The organism is Aristaeella hokkaidonensis (genome assembly GCF_018128945.1).
In the GTDB taxonomy this organism is placed as follows: domain Bacteria; phylum Bacillota; class Clostridia; order Christensenellales; family Aristaeellaceae; genus Aristaeella; species Aristaeella hokkaidonensis.
Window position 1 is genome coordinate 1,323,345 of the sequence record NZ_CP068393.1, and the last position, 15,222, is coordinate 1,338,566.

The 15,222-nt window shown below is 54.9% G+C and carries 14 protein-coding genes and 1 tRNA gene; 3 read left to right on the forward strand and 12 right to left on the reverse strand.

The features are described 5' to 3' along the window. The first annotated feature begins 144 nt into the window (after nt 1–144). Both JYE49_RS06055 and JYE49_RS06060 read left to right on the forward strand, forming a co-directional pair. Complete coding sequence (locus tag JYE49_RS06055) at nt 145–1,044, forward strand: peptidoglycan-binding protein (protein ID WP_093958561.1); 900 nt, start codon at nt 145–147, stop codon at nt 1,042–1,044. Nucleotides 1,045–1,097: 53 nt separating this feature from the next. Beyond that, a complete protein-coding gene (locus JYE49_RS06060; RefSeq protein ID WP_093958562.1) occupies nt 1,098–2,651 on the forward strand; it encodes a hypothetical protein in 1,554 nt (517 codons plus the stop codon). On the opposite strand, the gene dapF is transcribed toward JYE49_RS06060, so the two are convergent. From dapF to JYE49_RS06100, 8 genes are all read right to left on the reverse strand, one after another. Then, a complete protein-coding gene (gene dapF / locus JYE49_RS06065) occupies nt 2,652–3,485 on the reverse strand; it encodes a diaminopimelate epimerase (protein WP_093958563.1) in 834 nt (277 codons plus the stop codon). It abuts the gene before it with no gap. Beyond that, nucleotides 3,482–4,012 (reverse strand): hypothetical protein, encoded by a 531-nt coding sequence (locus JYE49_RS06070; RefSeq protein WP_093958564.1) that lies wholly within the window; start codon nt 4,010–4,012, stop codon nt 3,482–3,484. The genes dapF and JYE49_RS06070 overlap by 4 nt, the downstream gene beginning before the upstream one ends. Nucleotides 4,013–4,217: 205 nt before the next feature. After that, on the reverse strand, nt 4,218–4,664 hold the full coding sequence (locus tag JYE49_RS06075; protein WP_093958565.1) for a hypothetical protein: 447 nt from the start codon (nt 4,662–4,664) through the stop codon (nt 4,218–4,220). A gap of 70 nt (nt 4,665–4,734) precedes the next feature. After that, nucleotides 4,735–5,445 carry a GntR family transcriptional regulator gene (locus JYE49_RS06080; RefSeq protein ID WP_093958566.1) on the reverse strand — a complete coding sequence of 237 codons (711 nt, stop codon included), beginning with the start codon at nt 5,443–5,445 and terminating at the stop codon, nt 4,735–4,737. 160 nt (nt 5,446–5,605) lie between these two features. Continuing rightward, nucleotides 5,606–6,247, reverse strand: a complete 642-nt coding sequence (locus JYE49_RS06085; RefSeq protein WP_093958567.1) for an ABC-2 transporter permease — start codon at nt 6,245–6,247, stop codon at nt 5,606–5,608. Then, entirely contained in the window at nt 6,244–7,095 is an 852-nt protein-coding gene (locus tag JYE49_RS06090; RefSeq protein ID WP_093958568.1) for an ABC transporter ATP-binding protein, read from the reverse strand. The genes JYE49_RS06085 and JYE49_RS06090 overlap by 4 nt, the downstream gene beginning before the upstream one ends. 6 nt (nt 7,096–7,101) lie before the next feature. Next, nucleotides 7,102–7,473 carry a GntR family transcriptional regulator gene (locus JYE49_RS06095; protein WP_093958569.1) on the reverse strand — a complete coding sequence of 124 codons (372 nt, stop codon included), beginning with the start codon at nt 7,471–7,473 and terminating at the stop codon, nt 7,102–7,104. 289 nt (nt 7,474–7,762) lie between these two features. Next, nucleotides 7,763–7,838, reverse strand: a tRNA-Thr gene (locus JYE49_RS06100). An 88-nt stretch (nt 7,839–7,926) separates the two neighbouring features. On the opposite strand from JYE49_RS06100, the gene JYE49_RS06105 reads away from it, so the two are divergent. Further along, nucleotides 7,927–10,278 carry an HAD-IC family P-type ATPase gene (locus JYE49_RS06105; RefSeq protein WP_093958570.1) on the forward strand — a complete coding sequence of 784 codons (2,352 nt, stop codon included), beginning with the start codon at nt 7,927–7,929 and terminating at the stop codon, nt 10,276–10,278. Between the two features lie 319 nt (nt 10,279–10,597). Here JYE49_RS06105 and JYE49_RS06110 read toward each other — a convergent pair whose 3' ends face one another. The 4 genes from JYE49_RS06110 to JYE49_RS06125 are packed head-to-tail and all read right to left on the reverse strand — an operon-like array spanning nt 10,598 to nt 15,138. Further along, the gene (locus JYE49_RS06110; RefSeq protein ID WP_093958571.1) at nt 10,598–11,272 is read right to left on the reverse strand and encodes a hypothetical protein; all 675 of its coding nucleotides are present in this window, start codon (nt 11,270–11,272) and stop codon (nt 10,598–10,600) included. Continuing rightward, a complete protein-coding gene (locus JYE49_RS06115; RefSeq protein WP_093958572.1) occupies nt 11,269–13,170 on the reverse strand; it encodes an AAA family ATPase in 1,902 nt (633 codons plus the stop codon). Before JYE49_RS06115 ends, JYE49_RS06110 begins: the two co-directional genes overlap by 4 nt. A gap of 16 nt (nt 13,171–13,186) precedes the next feature. After that, a complete protein-coding gene (locus tag JYE49_RS06120) occupies nt 13,187–14,425 on the reverse strand; it encodes a CapA family protein (protein WP_093958573.1) in 1,239 nt (412 codons plus the stop codon). A gap of 5 nt (nt 14,426–14,430) precedes the next feature. Then, nucleotides 14,431–15,138, reverse strand: coding sequence for a polyphosphate polymerase domain-containing protein (locus tag JYE49_RS06125; protein WP_093958574.1), 708 nt, complete (start codon nt 15,136–15,138; stop codon nt 14,431–14,433). Nucleotides 15,139–15,222: the final 84 nt, after the last annotated feature.

Consider the following 15,222-nt stretch of genomic DNA (forward strand, 5'->3'; position numbering starts at 1 on the left):
GGTGTTATCAAGGCGGACGCAATCGCGTCCGCCTTGTTTTATGCCTTCATTTCCTGTATAATAGATAAGTACGCTTTAGCTGCATACATAGCTAAACGATCAAACACATTTTTGCGTCATTTTGCAGTGAAATGATATTGAATTATGAATTATAAACGACTCCTCTCATTTCTGTTTATCCTTCTGCTGACCATATCATCCGCCTTGGCGGATGACAGACGCATTGATCCCGCATGGCCCGTACCGGACTATGTGGAACATCTGCTGGAAGTCGCCACGGAAGAAATAGGTTATACGGAAGATCACGGCCGATCCAAGTACGGCGCCTGGGCAGGAGATCCTGCCGCCCAGTGGTGCGCGGAATTCCTCTGCTGGTGTGTGGATCAGGTGGATCAGCGCTGGGGCACTTCCCTGCTCCGGAACGTCTATCCCTTCTACACCTCTTCCAATACCGGACGGAACTTCTTCGTGCGCAACGGCCGCTATGTGGTCCGCAAGGGCAAAGTGGACGGCTGGGGATATCAGTGGCTGAAGGGACAGGATACCTTCATCAAATCCGGAGACTATGTTCCTCAGCCGGGAGACTGGGTATTCTTCAACTGGGGCGGCGGCACCGACACGGAGCATGTGGCCCTGGTGGAATACTGTACGGAAGACCGCCCCGGCGGCACTGTCACGGTTCACGTCATCGAGGGCAACAATCCCTCTGCCGTAGCCCGGAACACCTATGAACTGAACAGTCCCTCCATTCTCGGTTACGGCACCGTTCGCGAGGTGGCGGACACCACCATGGTCTTCGGCAACCAGGGCGAGAAGGTCCGCCAGCTGCAGGAGCGCCTCGCCTACCTGGGGTTCCTGCGGGCCGATCTGGTCACCGGCCGCTTCACAGATTCCACCACCGAGGCGCTCCGCGCCTACCAGGAAGCCCGGGGGCTGCGGGTCATCGGCGTTGCCAACCGGGAAACCCAGCAGCTGCTGGAAGAAGAATATAACCGGACTTACCAGAATGACCCCAATATCTGGTCTGTTGTGGATGACGACTGACTTTTCATCCGTTACTATATCTGACTGATTTCCGCTGAAAGGATGTTTCTCCTATGAAACAGCGTTTTCTTTGCCTGCTCTGTGCCCTGCTCCTGCTGATTCCTTCCCTGGCTCCTGCGGAAAGCGTCCAGGCCGAGGACAATTACAGCTTCGATTTTGACTTCACCTTTTCCATGAACGCGCAATCCTTCCCGAAGCTGATGCGTTCCCGGATGGCCGGCTATGCAGCGCTCATCAACAAGCTGGGGCTCCGGGGCAATGTTGCCTGGACCCGCAGCACAGAGTCCTTCGAGCTGGACGCCGAGCTGTATTTCACAGACAAACCTTCCCTGACCTTCCCTTTCCGCATTTACGGCACAGAGCAACGCGTCTTCATTACCTCCCCGCTGATTCAGGACGAAGTACTCCTGCTGAACATGGTAGCCTTTCTGGAGTTTTCAGTTAAAGCGAAAACAACGCTGGGTATTCCGCTTCCCTATCTGGCCTATCTCTATCCGCTTACCACCGCATATGCTTTTTCCGGCCCTGCCAACGTCTGGCATAACGTGATCGGCACCTATACCGAAAGCGGTAAAATAACAACCAAACAGCTCCGCACCCTGACCGAACGCTGGTCTGAAGAGTTTACGACAAATCCTGATCTCCTGCGCTGGATTACAGCGCTTGCTGATGGTTCCGACAAAGCACACGATGCTGTGGAAATAGAACTGTCACATATACCGGAATATATCGAAAAAATAACCAACGGATGTAAACCTGTTACAATCAAAATACACGATGGTTCCCAAACCTGGACGACATCCGGAAAAGAGGTGCTTTTCTCCCGCCAGGAAACCGACGAAGGCCTTACACTCGCCGTGACCCTGCCTTCCTCTGAAAACCAGTATGTCCCCAGTTTAACCTATTCAGATACAAAAGACGCTTCCACCCTTTCTTTCAGGCTGGAGGCTTCCCTCATGCGCGATCCCTATATTGTCGCCACTGATGATCCGATTCCTGCCAATACCAGGCAAACATCCGCCGTTCAATCTGACAGTTCATATGATGATTTCTCGGATGAGACTGAATTCTATTATGATGAGGATGAATCAGATCACGGCTTTTACGACGATTACGGTGAGTCCGGCGCCATGCAGGAAACGACCTTCCCTGCCGGTTTGCTTGATCTTGTTGTGGAAACCGAGAGACTTCCTGTTTCCCTGCCTGCCGAATCGGATTTCAACATCATGATCAACCTCCAGGAGAAACTGTTCCCGCATTTCAGCACAAAGATCCATGGAGAAACAAAAAAAGACGGATCCCTGATCCTCTCTGTACGCAAGCTGCGTCAGGAAGAATCGGAATCCGAAGAAATCTTCCGCTGTACCGGAACCCTGGTTCCGGCGGAATTACGGGATATCCCGAACTATATGCATAAAGATCTGGATGGCGTTTATAACGTCTTTTCCTTCAACGAACAGTCCCTGGCTGCATTCAGGCACAATGTACTGCCGAAAATGATCGACAGCATCTTCAAATTCGTGGAAGCCGCTCCCACTTCAGCCTGCCAGAGCCTGCTGGACGACCTGACGGACAGCGGCATCCTGGACATGGTCATGAAATACTGATTATTCTTCGTACTCCGTATCAAATACAAAGGCGGCGGGACCCTCCTGGAACACATGATTCGTTTCAGCGTCCCACTCCACGGTAAGCGGTCCTCCGTTCAGCTCGAGGACCGCTTTTCTTTCGCACAATCCGTTCAGCACGGTGGCCACCAGGGTTGCGCAGGCGCCGGTGCCGCAGGCCAGGGTTTCCCCGCTGCCCCGCTCCCATACCCGCATCCGCAGGTGGGTCCGGTCCTTCACGGTCACAAGCTCAACATTGGTCTTCCGGGGGAACAGCGGATTCACCTCAATGGAGGCTCCCACGCCGTGCACATCAAAGCTGTCCGCGTCATCCACAAAGATCACCGCATGGGGATTGCCCATGCTCACGCAGGTCATCCGGTATTCCCTGCCCAGGGCTTCCACCGGAGCGCCGATTACCGGGTTCGCGTTCACGTTCACCGGGATCTTCAGGCCTTCCAGTTCCGGCTCACCCATGTCCACCCGAACGCTTTCGGTGACGCCGTCCTTCACATTCAGCTTGAGGATCTTGATACCCGCCCCGGTCATGAGACTGATCTCTTCCTTGTTGCTCAGTCCCCGGTCATGGATATACTTGGCCACGCAGCGGGAGGCGTTTCCGCACATCTCCGCTTCGCTTCCGTCCGCGTTGAACATGCGCATCCGGAAGTCCGCTTCCTCGCAGGGCATGATCAGCACCAGTCCATCTGATCCCACGCCGAAATGACGGTCGCTGATTTTCTGTGCCAGTGTGACCGGATCCTTTACGGTTTCTTCAAAGCAGTTCACATAGATATAGTCGTTTCCCAGGCCCTGCATCTTGGTAATCTTCATCGAATTTCACCTGCTGCGGCAATCACGGTACCGGTTCCTTCCGGCAGACGTTCCGCTTCCTCTTCTGTTGTTTTCTGCCTGCGGATGAACTTGTTCAGCTCCTGCAGGCGCTTGATCCGGCCTTCCACCCGTTTCCCGGTCAGGGCCTTGCTGCGGTACCGGTCAAAGATAGCCCGCACGCCCATAGTCACCGGAATCGCAGCCCAGAAACCGGTCAGTCCGGTTACCGCCGCGCCGACGCCCATGGCGGCGCCAGTCTTCACCATCCTGTATGCACCGTCCTTCAGGCCGGTCATTCCGGGCTTCCGTCCCAGCAGCACCTTGGAACCTTCGCTCACCGAGATAATCATAAAGGGCAGCAGCCCTGTCACGCTCTCTGTCAGTTCCGTCAGCAGTCCGGTCTCCTCCAGAAGTCCCGTATCCACCGCAATCTCATCCGCATACGTCAGCCCCGTGGCAATCGTATCCACCACGGTATCGTGCTGGCGCCTTCTATATTCCTTGACAAGTTCTTCGTATGTTTTCACGTCGAACAACTCCTTTCAGTCGTTGTTCCTCAATTCAGAATTCACAATTCAGAATTCAGAATTATATAGTGTTTTCCTTCCCGCCGAACGTCCTTACAGGCTTGTCATTCCGACCAAGGCCGCAGGCCGCGTGGAGGAATCCCTTGATACGCCTGAAAGGCGCATATTATTCAGCATTCATTATTCATTACGATCATAAATGCTTTCATTTACAGAAAGCGTTTATGATCGTTACAATCACCCACGCTGCGGCGGCAATCCCTACCAGCCAGGTCAGATCCCGGATAATGGTCCGGCTCTTTTTCTTATCCTTCGCCGTCACTTTTGCCTGTTTCTCCAGCTGGGACACCCGGTTCCGCAACTCGGTCACGTCCTGGTCATGGTTCTTCCGTTCTTCCTCCAGGGACGTCTCCAGCAGGTTAATGGTGCTCTCCAGCTTCTGGATCCGCTTATCCTCCTGGGTCATCAGGCCGTCCACTTCTTTACGCAGTTTCGTCTGGTCCTCGCACAGGCCTTCCGCCACCAGGGTCATTTCAGCCGTGAACTGTTCAATCAGCTGATTTGTATTTTCGCCCTTCACCATTTTCAGGGCGCCATCCCACAGCGTGGGCTTCTTTGTCTTCTCAGCAGTGAGGGTCTTTTCTTCATCCATATTGAACGCCTCCCTTCCTCCGGATTGTACCATATCCTGAAATCTTTCCTCAATATTCTTCCCGGGATTATCAGATAGTGAACACAAAACGTTCACCACGGATCAGCTGCACATTGGTATGCAGGGGCCGTCCCCGCTGGTCATAAATCACCTCGTGCAGGCAGATGAGGGGCGTACCCTCTTCCGTCTCCAGCAGCTCCGCCTCGCCCTTGTCCGCAAACTTCAGGGATACGTCATGCAGCGCCAGCTTCGGCTCCACGCCGTACTCCCGCAGCAGGTTGTACAGGCTGCCGCTCAGGTCCTGATCCTGCAGCCAGGCATAAGCCATGGAGAAATGATTCCGCTCCAGCACCACCGGCACGCCGTCCGCCCGGCAGACCCGCAGGATTTCCAGCACCTTGCCGCCCCGGCTCATGTTCAGCTCTTCCACGGCGTTTGCGTCCGCTTCCGTTTCCCGGACGTGGATCACGTCAATGGAGGGCTTTACCTTGTTCAGCTTACAGGAATCATGGAAGCTGTGCAGATTCTTCAGCGGCAGGGAGCCCCTGGGGGAAGCCACAAAGGTACCCTTGCCCTGTTTCCTCTCCAGCAGACCTTCCGAGGTCAGCTCCGAAAGTGCCCGGCGAACCGTCACCCGGCTGACCTGGTACAGCTTCTCCAGTTCATGCTCCGGTGGAATCTTGCTGCCAGTGGGATAAACTCCCCGCTCGATATCTCCCCGGATCCGCTGCATCAGCTGATGATAAAGCGGACTGAAGCTTTCAGACTGCAACCCTTTCAACGTGTATCCCTCCGATAATTCTTTTCACCGGTTGTATTGATACATTTCAATACAACATAATGATAGTAACACTTCTCCTGTCAAAAATCAAATTGTCAACCTCGTCCAATTATAAATAAACAAAAAACACGGCCGGGAAATCTCCGGCCGTGTTTTATTTTCAGAACTCTTTCTTCTTCATCCAGCGTACGCCAAGGATATAACCGACGACCGTGATGATCACCGCAACCCCGGCCGCCAGCAGCAGGAGTCCCGTCTGACCCAGCTGTGCAAAGAATGCTGTCACCGCCGTCTGCTGATCCGGTGCCACCTTTGTAATCAGCAGCACAATCAGCGCAATACCGGCGATAATGGCATACAGGATGATCCTGCCCTGGTCGCCTCCGAAGCGAATCCGGATCGGGATCATCAGGGAAACAATCACCGCACCGGCACAGATGGAAAAGAGAATCAGCGTACCCAGATCTGTTCCCTGTCCGTCCGGGCTGATGAGCGTGCGCACAAGGCAGCAGGCTATAGCAAACACAAGGGATGCTGCCATCAGGATGCCACCCAGCAGGAACTTTTCCGTCACATAGGTCTTCCGTTCAAACGGAAGGGTAAACAGATGGGTCAGGCTGTGATCCACCTCATCGTAGCTGATGGTACTGATCGTCAGAATGGAAGCCATCATCATCATATAAGGAAATCCGAAACCGTCGTTGTGCATGGCCGTAAACCATACTGCCATCATGATGTAAACCGGCAGAATCTTCCTTTGATTCCGCAGCAGGCAGAAATCCTTTATCAGTAAGCCTTTCATAGCGTTTCTCCTTTGAGCATCATCATAATATATTCATCCATGGTGATCCGTTCAACCACCATTCCCGGACAGTTTTCAGCGTAATAGCGCTTCTGGTCGGTCAGCAGGCTCCAGCCGAAGCCTTCCTTCCGCCTGCGCAGAATATAGCTCTTATCCAGCGTCTCCAGGTCCTTGTCGCTGACCTTCAGCACCGCGTAATCGCTCAGCAGTCTGTCAGTTTCCTCATGGCAAATAATCTGCCCGTTGTCGATCATATAGAAGTCGTCGCAGAGCTGTTCCAGGTCTCCGGAGATATGGGAGCTGATCAGGATGGAGCGGTTCTCATCCTCTGCCACATACTCCCGGAGCAGATCCAGGATCTGGTCCCTTGCCACCACGTCCAGGCCGGCTGTGGGTTCATCCAGGATCAGCAGTTCCGCCTGATGGCAGATCGCACTCAGCACCCGGATTTTTGCCTTCATACCGGTGGAAAATTCCTTGATCCTCTTGTTCTCCGGCAGGGAGAGCTCCCTTGCTTTTTCCAGGAAAAGTTTCTTATCAAAGGAAGGATAAAAAGCGGCCAGCACCCGGGATATATCTTTCACCGTCAGTTCCCCGCTGAAGCAGGATTCCGCCAGCACAGCGCCAATGCGCTTTTTGTCTTCCACCGTTGGAGCCTGCCGGTTGTTTCCGAACAGCTCCATTTCTCCGCCGTCATTGGAGATCAGGCCCATAATCGCTTTGAAGGTGGTGCTTTTGCCGGCGCCGTTTGCTCCGATAAACCCGGTAATGGTGCCCGGCCGGACCTCCAGCGAGCAGTTCAGGGTAAAGTCCTGGTATTTCTTGGTCAGATTGGTCAGTTTCAGCATACAGAATTATTCCTCCGTGATGATATCGAGCATGTTGGCGAGTTCTTCCCGGCTCACACCGTACCGCTTCGCCTTTTCGGCCACAGCCTCCAGATCCCGTTCCAGATCCCGGCGCTGTTCCTCCTGGATCAAGGACCGGTTCGGAGCGCAGACGTAGGTCCCCTTCCCGTGGATGGTGGCTGTCAGGCCTTCCTCTTCCAGCGCGTCATAGGCTTTCTTCACCGTGAGGGCGCTGATCTTCAGGTCCCGGGACAGGACGCGGACCGATGGCAGCGGATCATTCTCCGCCAGTTCCCCGGACAGGATCATGTGCTTGATCGAGGCAACAACCTGTTCGTATATGGGAATCATGGAATAGGTATCAATAATGATGTTCATGGGGTCAGACCTCTCATGTGTTGATTCAACGCAAACAGTATATAACAGTGTAAAACTGTTGTCAACTGTTATATACTGTTATACAAAAGTTTTTTTCATAAAAAAGACAGGAAGCAATCTTCCTGTCTTCTTATGTGAACAGTATCTGTATTTCGTCTGAAATATGCCTGCGCTCTATGTCATTCTCCCCTGTCCTGTGATACAAGGTGCAGGTGCTGTGAACCGGCTGAAACCGCAAAATGGGTACAAAAAAACCCAGGGCCCATTGATGCAACGTGCTCCAGGTTCATGGAGCTGATAGCCGGATTCGAACCGGCGACCTCATCCTTACCAAGGATGCGCTCTACCGACTGAGCTATATCAGCACGCTGTCTTGCGACAACGGACGTATTCTATCATACCGGATGTAAAAAAGCAAGCCTTTTTTTCACGGTTTTTTCAGAAAGGAATTCCATGCGAAAAGATCTTACCCTGCCCTGCGAACTTCCCGGTGATTTTGCCTTTACAGACCCCACCGGACTGACTGCTTCGCAGGCGGAAGAAAAGCTCCGGGCCGGCCGCGGAAACCAGATGACAGATCCGGATAACCTGAGTCTGCCCCGGATCCTGCTGAACCATACCATGACCCTTTTCAACCTGCTGAACCTGTCCCTGGCGCTGTGTCTGCTGCTGGTCGGCAGTTACCGGAACATGCTGTTCCTTTTCGTGGTGTTTGCCAACATCCTGATCGGCGCCGTACAGGAATACCGTGCACGGAAAACAATTGCCTCCCTGAAGCTCCTGAACGCCCCTTCCGTCCACGTCCTGCGTGACGGTAAGGAAATCATCCTGGAAAAGGAAGCCACCGTAGAAGGCGACCTGATAGTCCTCCGGGGCGGTGACCAGGTGGTTGCCGACTGCGTGGTGGTGGACGGCAGCGGTGCCGCCATGGAATCACTGCTGACCGGAGAAAGCAACGCCGTTCCGAAGCAGATCAACAGCTGGCTTTATTCCGGCTCCTATATAGTGGAAGGCAGGCTCCTTGCCCAGCAGGTATATGTGGGCGATGAAAGCTATGCGGGCCGTCTCACCTGTGAAGCACGGAAGGATACCCGTCCCGCTTCCCGCCTGATGACGGACCTGAACAAGCTGATCCGTTTTGACTCCATGGTGTTGATTCCCCTGGGCGTGCTGCTCTTCCTGAAACAGCTGCTGCTCCGTCATATTCCCGTTGCGGAGGCCGTTCCCTCTTCTGTGGCAGCCATGATCGGTATGATCCCGGAAGGCCTTGTATTGCTGACCAGCGTGGCCATGGCCGTCGGCGTGGTCAAGCTGGGCCGGCGCAACGCCCTGGTGCAGGAGCTTTCCGGTATTGAAACCCTGGCCCGGGTGGACGTGCTGTGCCTGGATAAAACCGGCACCCTGACCACCGGCACCATGGAACTGGAAACCGTGGAAGGTGTAGAATGCACCCGGGAGGAAACAGAAAAGTCCCTTTCCCGGCTGCTGGGCGTCTTTGACGAGAACAGCGCCACGCTGAACGCACTGCGGGCAAAAATCACGCCTGCCGATGAAAAACCCCGGGACGTGCTCCCCTTCTCCTCTGAGCGCAAGAAATCCGCCGCCACCTTCTATGACGGCACCATGCTGATTCTCGGCGCGCCGGAATTCGTCCTCGGCGACCGCTACCCCGCGGAGCTCCGGGAGCGGGTGGAACAATACGCCGCGGAAGGCAAGCGGGTTCTGGTGCTGGTGGAAGGCCAGGGACTGGTCTCCGCCGAATCCCTGCCACCCTTCAAAACCATCTGCGGCATCTGTGTCCTATCGGACCAGCTGCGCCCCGTCGTGGATGAAACCCTCCGGTATTTCCGGGAGCAGGACGTGGATATCCGCATCATCTCCGGCGATAACCCCATCACCGTTTCCATGATTGCCCGCCGTGCCGGCATTCCCGGCTGGGACCGGTACGTGGACGCCTCTTCCCTGAAAACCGAGGAAGACCTGGATGATGCCTGCGACCGCTATACCGTCTTCGGCCGGGTTACCCCGGAGCAGAAAAAGGAGCTGGTGTTGGCGCTGAAGCGTAAAGGCCACAATGTGGCCATGACCGGTGACGGCGTTAATGATATTCCCGCCCTGAAAACGGCTGACTGTTCCATCGCCATGGCCGGTGGTGCGGACGCAGCCCGCAGTTCCGCCCAGGTGACGCTGCTGTCCTCAGACTTCAGCGTCCTGCCCGACGTTGTGCTGGAAGGCCGCCGGGTCATCAACAACATCACCCGGGCCGCCTCCCTGTTCCTGACCAAGACCATCTTCAGCTTCCTGCTGAGCCTGCTGATCCTGGTTCTGCCCGCTGTTTATCCTTTCCAGCCCATCCAGCTGACGCTGATCTCCTCCCTGATGATCGGTCTCCCCGGCTTTGTGCTGGCCCTGGAACCCAGCGGAGAACGGATCCGCGGAGACTTCCTGCGCACGGTGCTCTACCGTGCACTGCCGGGCGGTATTGCCGCCGCCTGCTGCGCCTCGATCTCCATGGCCATGACCTGGGCCGGCTGGTCCCATGAGCTGTGCAGCACCCTGGCCACCCTGTGTGCCGGCGCCATCTGCTGGATCGTGCTGATCCGCGCCTGCCTGCCCCTTAATCATCTCCGCCGCGCCCTGCTGCTGGTGACCGCAGGAGCCTTTACACTGGCCTTCCTGCTGCTGGGACACATCTTCTTCCTGGTCCCGCTGACAGGCCCTGCTGTGGCTCTTTTCTGCGGTCTGGTGTTGCTTGGCGGCGGCCTGGTGCTGCTGTGCGACTGGTTCCTGAAACGTAAAAGCTGACAATCCAATTCACAATTCATAATTATATATACTTTCACAAAGAAACCAGCGTCCCGGAATCCAGGACGCTGTGTTTGTTCCCCATCACGTATACATTTCCATTGTGTCCGGCAAGGCTGTCATTCCGACGGAGCGAAGCGATTGGAGGGCGAACCTCTGAGGGCAGCCAGTGGCTGAAATTCCGTCAGAGGTAAGGTCAACCGAAAGGGAGTAATCTCTCCAGCGGAGAGTCACGACCATTGAGGTTGCGGGTATCCCTTACTACGTCCGCAAGACGAAGAAAGGAGCAGAATTCATTCCGCTCCTTTTCATATTTCTCTTAAATCCCCTTAAACTCGGCACCGCACTCCGCAGACAGTTCCACCGGATCCACAAACATGAAATTCCGATGCAGCAGCTGCAGCCGCGGATACGTGGCGGTAAACACGGTTTCTCCCGCGTACTCGCCCTTCACGGTCACTTCCTCCACCGGCAGGCAGGCCAGCAGGTCCCGGGCAATCCGGAGGCCCATGGCGGAAAGATACAGCTTCCGGTTCTTCTCCATGTACCCGGCCTTGCAGATGAAGGTGCTTTCCAGCTTTGAGGCGGACATAGCCCGCATGCTGATGTTCTCAGCGTAGTCCGTCAGTTCACCCAGCGGATTGGCCTTCTGCAGCACTTCGGTATAGGCGTCCAGGTCTCCGGCCAGCACCTTTTCCGCGTGCTTATGATAGAAGGACCACATCTTCAGGGACGTCAGTCCGTCCGCAGGTGTGCTGTGGGACAGCGCGTCCGTCCAGTCAATGGACTCATCCGCGGTCTTCCAGAGGTTTTTAATCTCCGTGCCGGGCTTTTCCGTTTCCTTCACAGCCGGCTTGGGCTGGGCAGGTTCTGCAGCGGCAGGCGCTTCTGTAGTGGCTACCGGCATCACGCCTCCCCACAGATCCGAGGCAATGGCTTTCATCCGCTTCATGAACTCATTCTGGTCCATGGGGCTGTTGTACTGATCACTCATTTTTCAGCGGCCTCCTCCCTGCGGCAGATCACGCTCGGCGGATTGGCCGTCGTGTTGAAGCCTTCGATTACGATGTCCGCGTCTCCGGAAACTCCGTTGTCAAACAGCCAGCGGCTCAGCGGGTTGATCAGGAGGCTTTCCACCTGGTTGCCGATACCGCGGCCGCCGTTGGACAGGTCAAAGGTGGCGGCTTCCTGCAGGCTCGCATAGGCGAAGTCTTCGATCCGGATGCAGATATTCTTCTGCTCCCGCAGCCGGCTGATGATCTTGTTCACCTGGGCCTTCAGGATCAGTTCGGCAGCGTCCCTGCGGATGTAGTCAAACACCACAATGTTTTCGCCGATACGGTTCAGGATTTCAGGCCGTCCCAGTTCCAGCTTGAAGTAGTCCTCAATGGCGGAACGGACCTTGGTCTGTACTTCCGGATAAGGCATATCCATGGTCACATTGGGCTCCCGGTTGCCGAAAGCGTCCTTGACGTAGATACCCAGGTTACTGGTGAAGATGATGATCGTCTCGGAGAAATAGACCGTATTCCCCTGTCCATCGGTCATCCGGCCGTCTTCCAGGATCTGCAGGAACTTGTCCAGGATGGAGGAATGGGCCTTTTCAATTTCGTCAAACAGCAGGATACAGAAGGGATTCTTTTTCACCGCGTTGGTCAGCTGACCGCCGGCTTCATATCCCACATATCCGGGAGGTGCACCCATCAGTTTCTGGTCAGAATGGCTCTGGCCGTATTCACTCATGTCAAAGCGGATGCAGGTGCTTTCATCGCCGAACAGCTTTTCTGCCAGGGCCTTGGCGGTTTCTGTCTTACCGGTACCGGTGGGTCCGGCGAAGAACAGTACGCCCTTGGGCTTGCCGGCGGAAGAGGAATTGACGCCGTTCATGCCGGTCACGGCACGCTTGACCACGTCCAGCGTCCGCTCCAGGGCGGTATCCTGTCCCTTAATCCGCTTTTCAAAGTCCTGTTTGGCCGTCTTCAGGCTTTCCATGTTCAGGCGGCTCCAGGGATTCTCCTTGATGCCGTATTTATACAGATCCACCACTGTGCACAGATCCTTGATCGGAATCTCTTCCTTCTTGCACAGCAGCCGCATCTCGTCCAGTTCAGTAAAGGTCATGCCTTCGGTCAGGCCGACGAAGCGCTCCTTGATCCGTTCCAGTTCGTCCGGATGCTCGGTATAGTACGGCAGATCCCGGCGGTAGACAGTGCCGGAGAAGAACCCGGCAAAGTTGTTGCCGGTCATCATCCGCTTCCGTTCCTCCCGGTCCGGGGCTTCCAGCCGGAGAATCTTGCAGACCGGGTTGTTCAGGTAGAACCAGGCCGGCAGGTCGTTCAGCTTGTTCACCAGCAGGATCAGCAGGTTCTGCTTCTTCCCCTGTGTCGTCCGGACCCAGGAAGCGCTCAGAGCGCTCTGCATCAGGATATTGAAGCTGTTCACATCCTGCTGGTCCATACGCTCGGGTGTGGTGATGTAATGGCTGGCCATTTCCAGCACAGTAACCGTGGCAGCCTTGCGCTGGAACATGGCCCGGCGGATCACGTTGGGCGCGGTGTCCGCACCGTTGCCCTTGAATTCCGCCTGGATTGCGCCGTCCTTGATGGTCGTTCCCGTGGCCGCGGCGAAACGGTTCAGCATGGAAGGATCATAGGGACTCATAAAACCGACCAGGTTGCTGTAGAACACTACCTGGTCATATCCGTTGTCTGAGAAGAAAGTGTGCAGATACCGGCTCAGCGGGATGATTTCATCCTGCTCCACAGAGCCTTTCAGCGGATAGCGGTACTGATCCAGCACATTGCCTTCCAGGATCAGCAGGGGCTTGATCCCGCTGAACAGTTCCAGTTCCCTGTGCCATTTCGGAATCAAAGATTCGTTTGTTTCGCTCATTGTTTCCTGTCCTTCCTTACTTGCCTGTACTGTTCTTTTTCTCTCTGGTCGGTTTTGCGCTCGGTGCTCCCGGCGCCCCGGCCTTGTCGACTGTATCATCGTTTTCCGGAATCATAACGCCGTCAAAGGAAGGCAGGTACGGGAAAACAATCTCTGTTTTGCCGTCCTTCTCCGTCATCGGCGGAAGCTCGATGGACGTATCCTGCTTCATGATTTCGTAGACTGCCTGTGCCTGCTTCATCGTCAGGCGCATGGGATGGTAGTCGTTGGGAAACAGCAGCTTCTGGGTCAGTTCGCCCTCCGGCTGGTAATCCGGGTTCGAACTGGTGGTAAACACCGGGTAAGCCGTCATCTGCTGGCCCAGGTACTGGTTTTCGTTGCTGAAGGTCAGTTTTGCCTGAACCACCAATCCATACAGTGAAATGGCCAGCGGATCCTTCGGCACTTTGCCGGTCCGGATGTTCCGGTTGCCGCCGAACACGAAATTACCCAGCGAATAGAACACGCTCCGGTTGTTGATCACACCCATGCCCTGGGCAACGTGGGGATGATTGATGATGATCAGATCAACACCCGCGTCCTTGATCAGCCCGGTGACCTTCCGCTCTGTATCTTCGTCATGGTAACGCTTGTACTCCGTGCCCGTATGCCAGCAGACAATAACGGCGTTCGCTTTATCCACTTCCCGGGCCTCGGCGATCTTCTTCAGGAACTTCGCCCGCTGTGTATAGAGTACGGAATTCTGAAGGGCGAAGAACGCAATGCGCACTCCGTCCTTTTCATACAGGTAATAGGTATAATCCTGGAACCACTTGATATTGTTGTTTTCCAGCGCCTTCTTGGTATTGGCCTCCCCTTGTTTGCCGTAATCACCCACGTGATTGTTGGACAGGGACGCCGCTTCAATGCTGCTCTGTGCCAGGATCTTTGCATATTCTGTATTGCCGCGGAAAACGTGCAGTTTGCTGGACTTGTTTGCCCCGCTGTCCGTCAGCGGGCCTTCCAGGTTGATTACTGTCAGGTCGTCCTGCTCAAACATTTCCCGGAAATTCGAGAAAAAGTAATCATACCCCTTATCTTTCACCGCGTTGTCAAAGCTGTCCGGCCTGCCCTGCTCGTTCGCCACTCCGCCCAGCGTCACGTCACCTGTGAAAGTGATCGTAATGGTTTTTTCCGCGGATGCAATACCCGCAGAAAGCAATACGGACAGTACCAGAATCAGCGAAATAAAGGTCCTAACACAGGTCGTGCGCATACAGCTTATTCCTCCCCGGGGAACTCAAACCGGCGGCACCAGGTATATTTACTGATTGCGCTCGGCAGGGCACCCTGGCAATAGGTATTCAGGATATCGCGGATATAGGAAGGCAGGCTCTTGTTATACTTGACTTCCAGGATCATCAGGTTCTCATCAAAGGGAGGAACTGTCGGTACATAGGGATTGAAAAGATCCTTGCTCCAGAGTCCTGTCCGCAGCTGCTTGTCAAAGGTGATCCGCACCTCTTCCGCAGGATGGAGATAAGCTTCCCGGACGTAGTCCACCAGTACCACCGGCCGCAGCAGGTTCACGGTCATTTCCCGGAACACGTCGTTCAGCAGGCCGCTGCGTGTGGTTTCCAGCCCGGTCGGGTCTCCGGCCATCAGCTGCTCGCACAGGAGCTTCGGAATGGTAATACTTCGTTTGGAAATCAGGCTGCCGACTTTCGTCTTGCATTCCAGCTTGATCACCTTATCAGTGAAGTTGTAAATCCGGATCCGGTATTTGTCACGGTTCTGCACGCCGCTGATCTTGTCGACAAACGCGTTATTGAACACCGTGTCAAAGTACAGGGAGCGGATATGATATTCGTTATATTCGTCTCCGTTGGGATCGCGGTTCAGAATCCCGTCCAGAATGCCGGACAGCACAAAATACTGCCGCTCATTGATAAAGTACTTCAACTCATGCCGAAGCGGAAGTGTATTCATAGACACCGCGAATCCCTCCTCTCCATGTTTATTAATTCATAATTCACAATTCATAATTCATAATTGAGATACTATACCTTTCCC

Excerpts from the sequence above, each read along its gene's own strand:
- JYE49_RS06060 (WP_093958562.1), top strand. The coding sequence starts at position 1,098 with ATGAAACAGCGTTTTCTTTGCCTGCTCTGTGCCCTGCTCCTGCTGATT.
- JYE49_RS06075 (WP_093958565.1), bottom strand. The coding sequence starts at position 4,664 with ATGGATGAAGAAAAGACCCTCACTGCTGAGAAGACAAAGAAGCCCACG.
- dapF (WP_093958563.1), bottom strand. The coding sequence starts at position 3,485 with ATGAAGATTACCAAGATGCAGGGCCTGGGAAACGACTATATCTATGTG.
- JYE49_RS06085 (WP_093958567.1), bottom strand. The coding sequence starts at position 6,247 with ATGAAAGGCTTACTGATAAAGGATTTCTGCCTGCTGCGGAATCAAAGG.
- JYE49_RS06090 (WP_093958568.1), bottom strand. The coding sequence starts at position 7,095 with ATGCTGAAACTGACCAATCTGACCAAGAAATACCAGGACTTTACCCTG.
- JYE49_RS06115 (WP_093958572.1), bottom strand. The coding sequence starts at position 13,170 with ATGAGCGAAACAAACGAATCTTTGATTCCGAAATGGCACAGGGAACTG.
- JYE49_RS06095 (WP_093958569.1), bottom strand. The coding sequence starts at position 7,473 with ATGAACATCATTATTGATACCTATTCCATGATTCCCATATACGAACAG.
- JYE49_RS06055 (WP_093958561.1), top strand. The coding sequence starts at position 145 with ATGAATTATAAACGACTCCTCTCATTTCTGTTTATCCTTCTGCTGACC.
- JYE49_RS06120 (WP_093958573.1), bottom strand. The coding sequence starts at position 14,425 with ATGCGCACGACCTGTGTTAGGACCTTTATTTCGCTGATTCTGGTACTG.
- JYE49_RS06105 (WP_093958570.1), top strand. The coding sequence starts at position 7,927 with ATGCGAAAAGATCTTACCCTGCCCTGCGAACTTCCCGGTGATTTTGCC.
- JYE49_RS06125 (WP_093958574.1), bottom strand. The coding sequence starts at position 15,138 with ATGAATACACTTCCGCTTCGGCATGAGTTGAAGTACTTTATCAATGAG.
- JYE49_RS06110 (WP_093958571.1), bottom strand. The coding sequence starts at position 11,272 with ATGAGTGATCAGTACAACAGCCCCATGGACCAGAATGAGTTCATGAAG.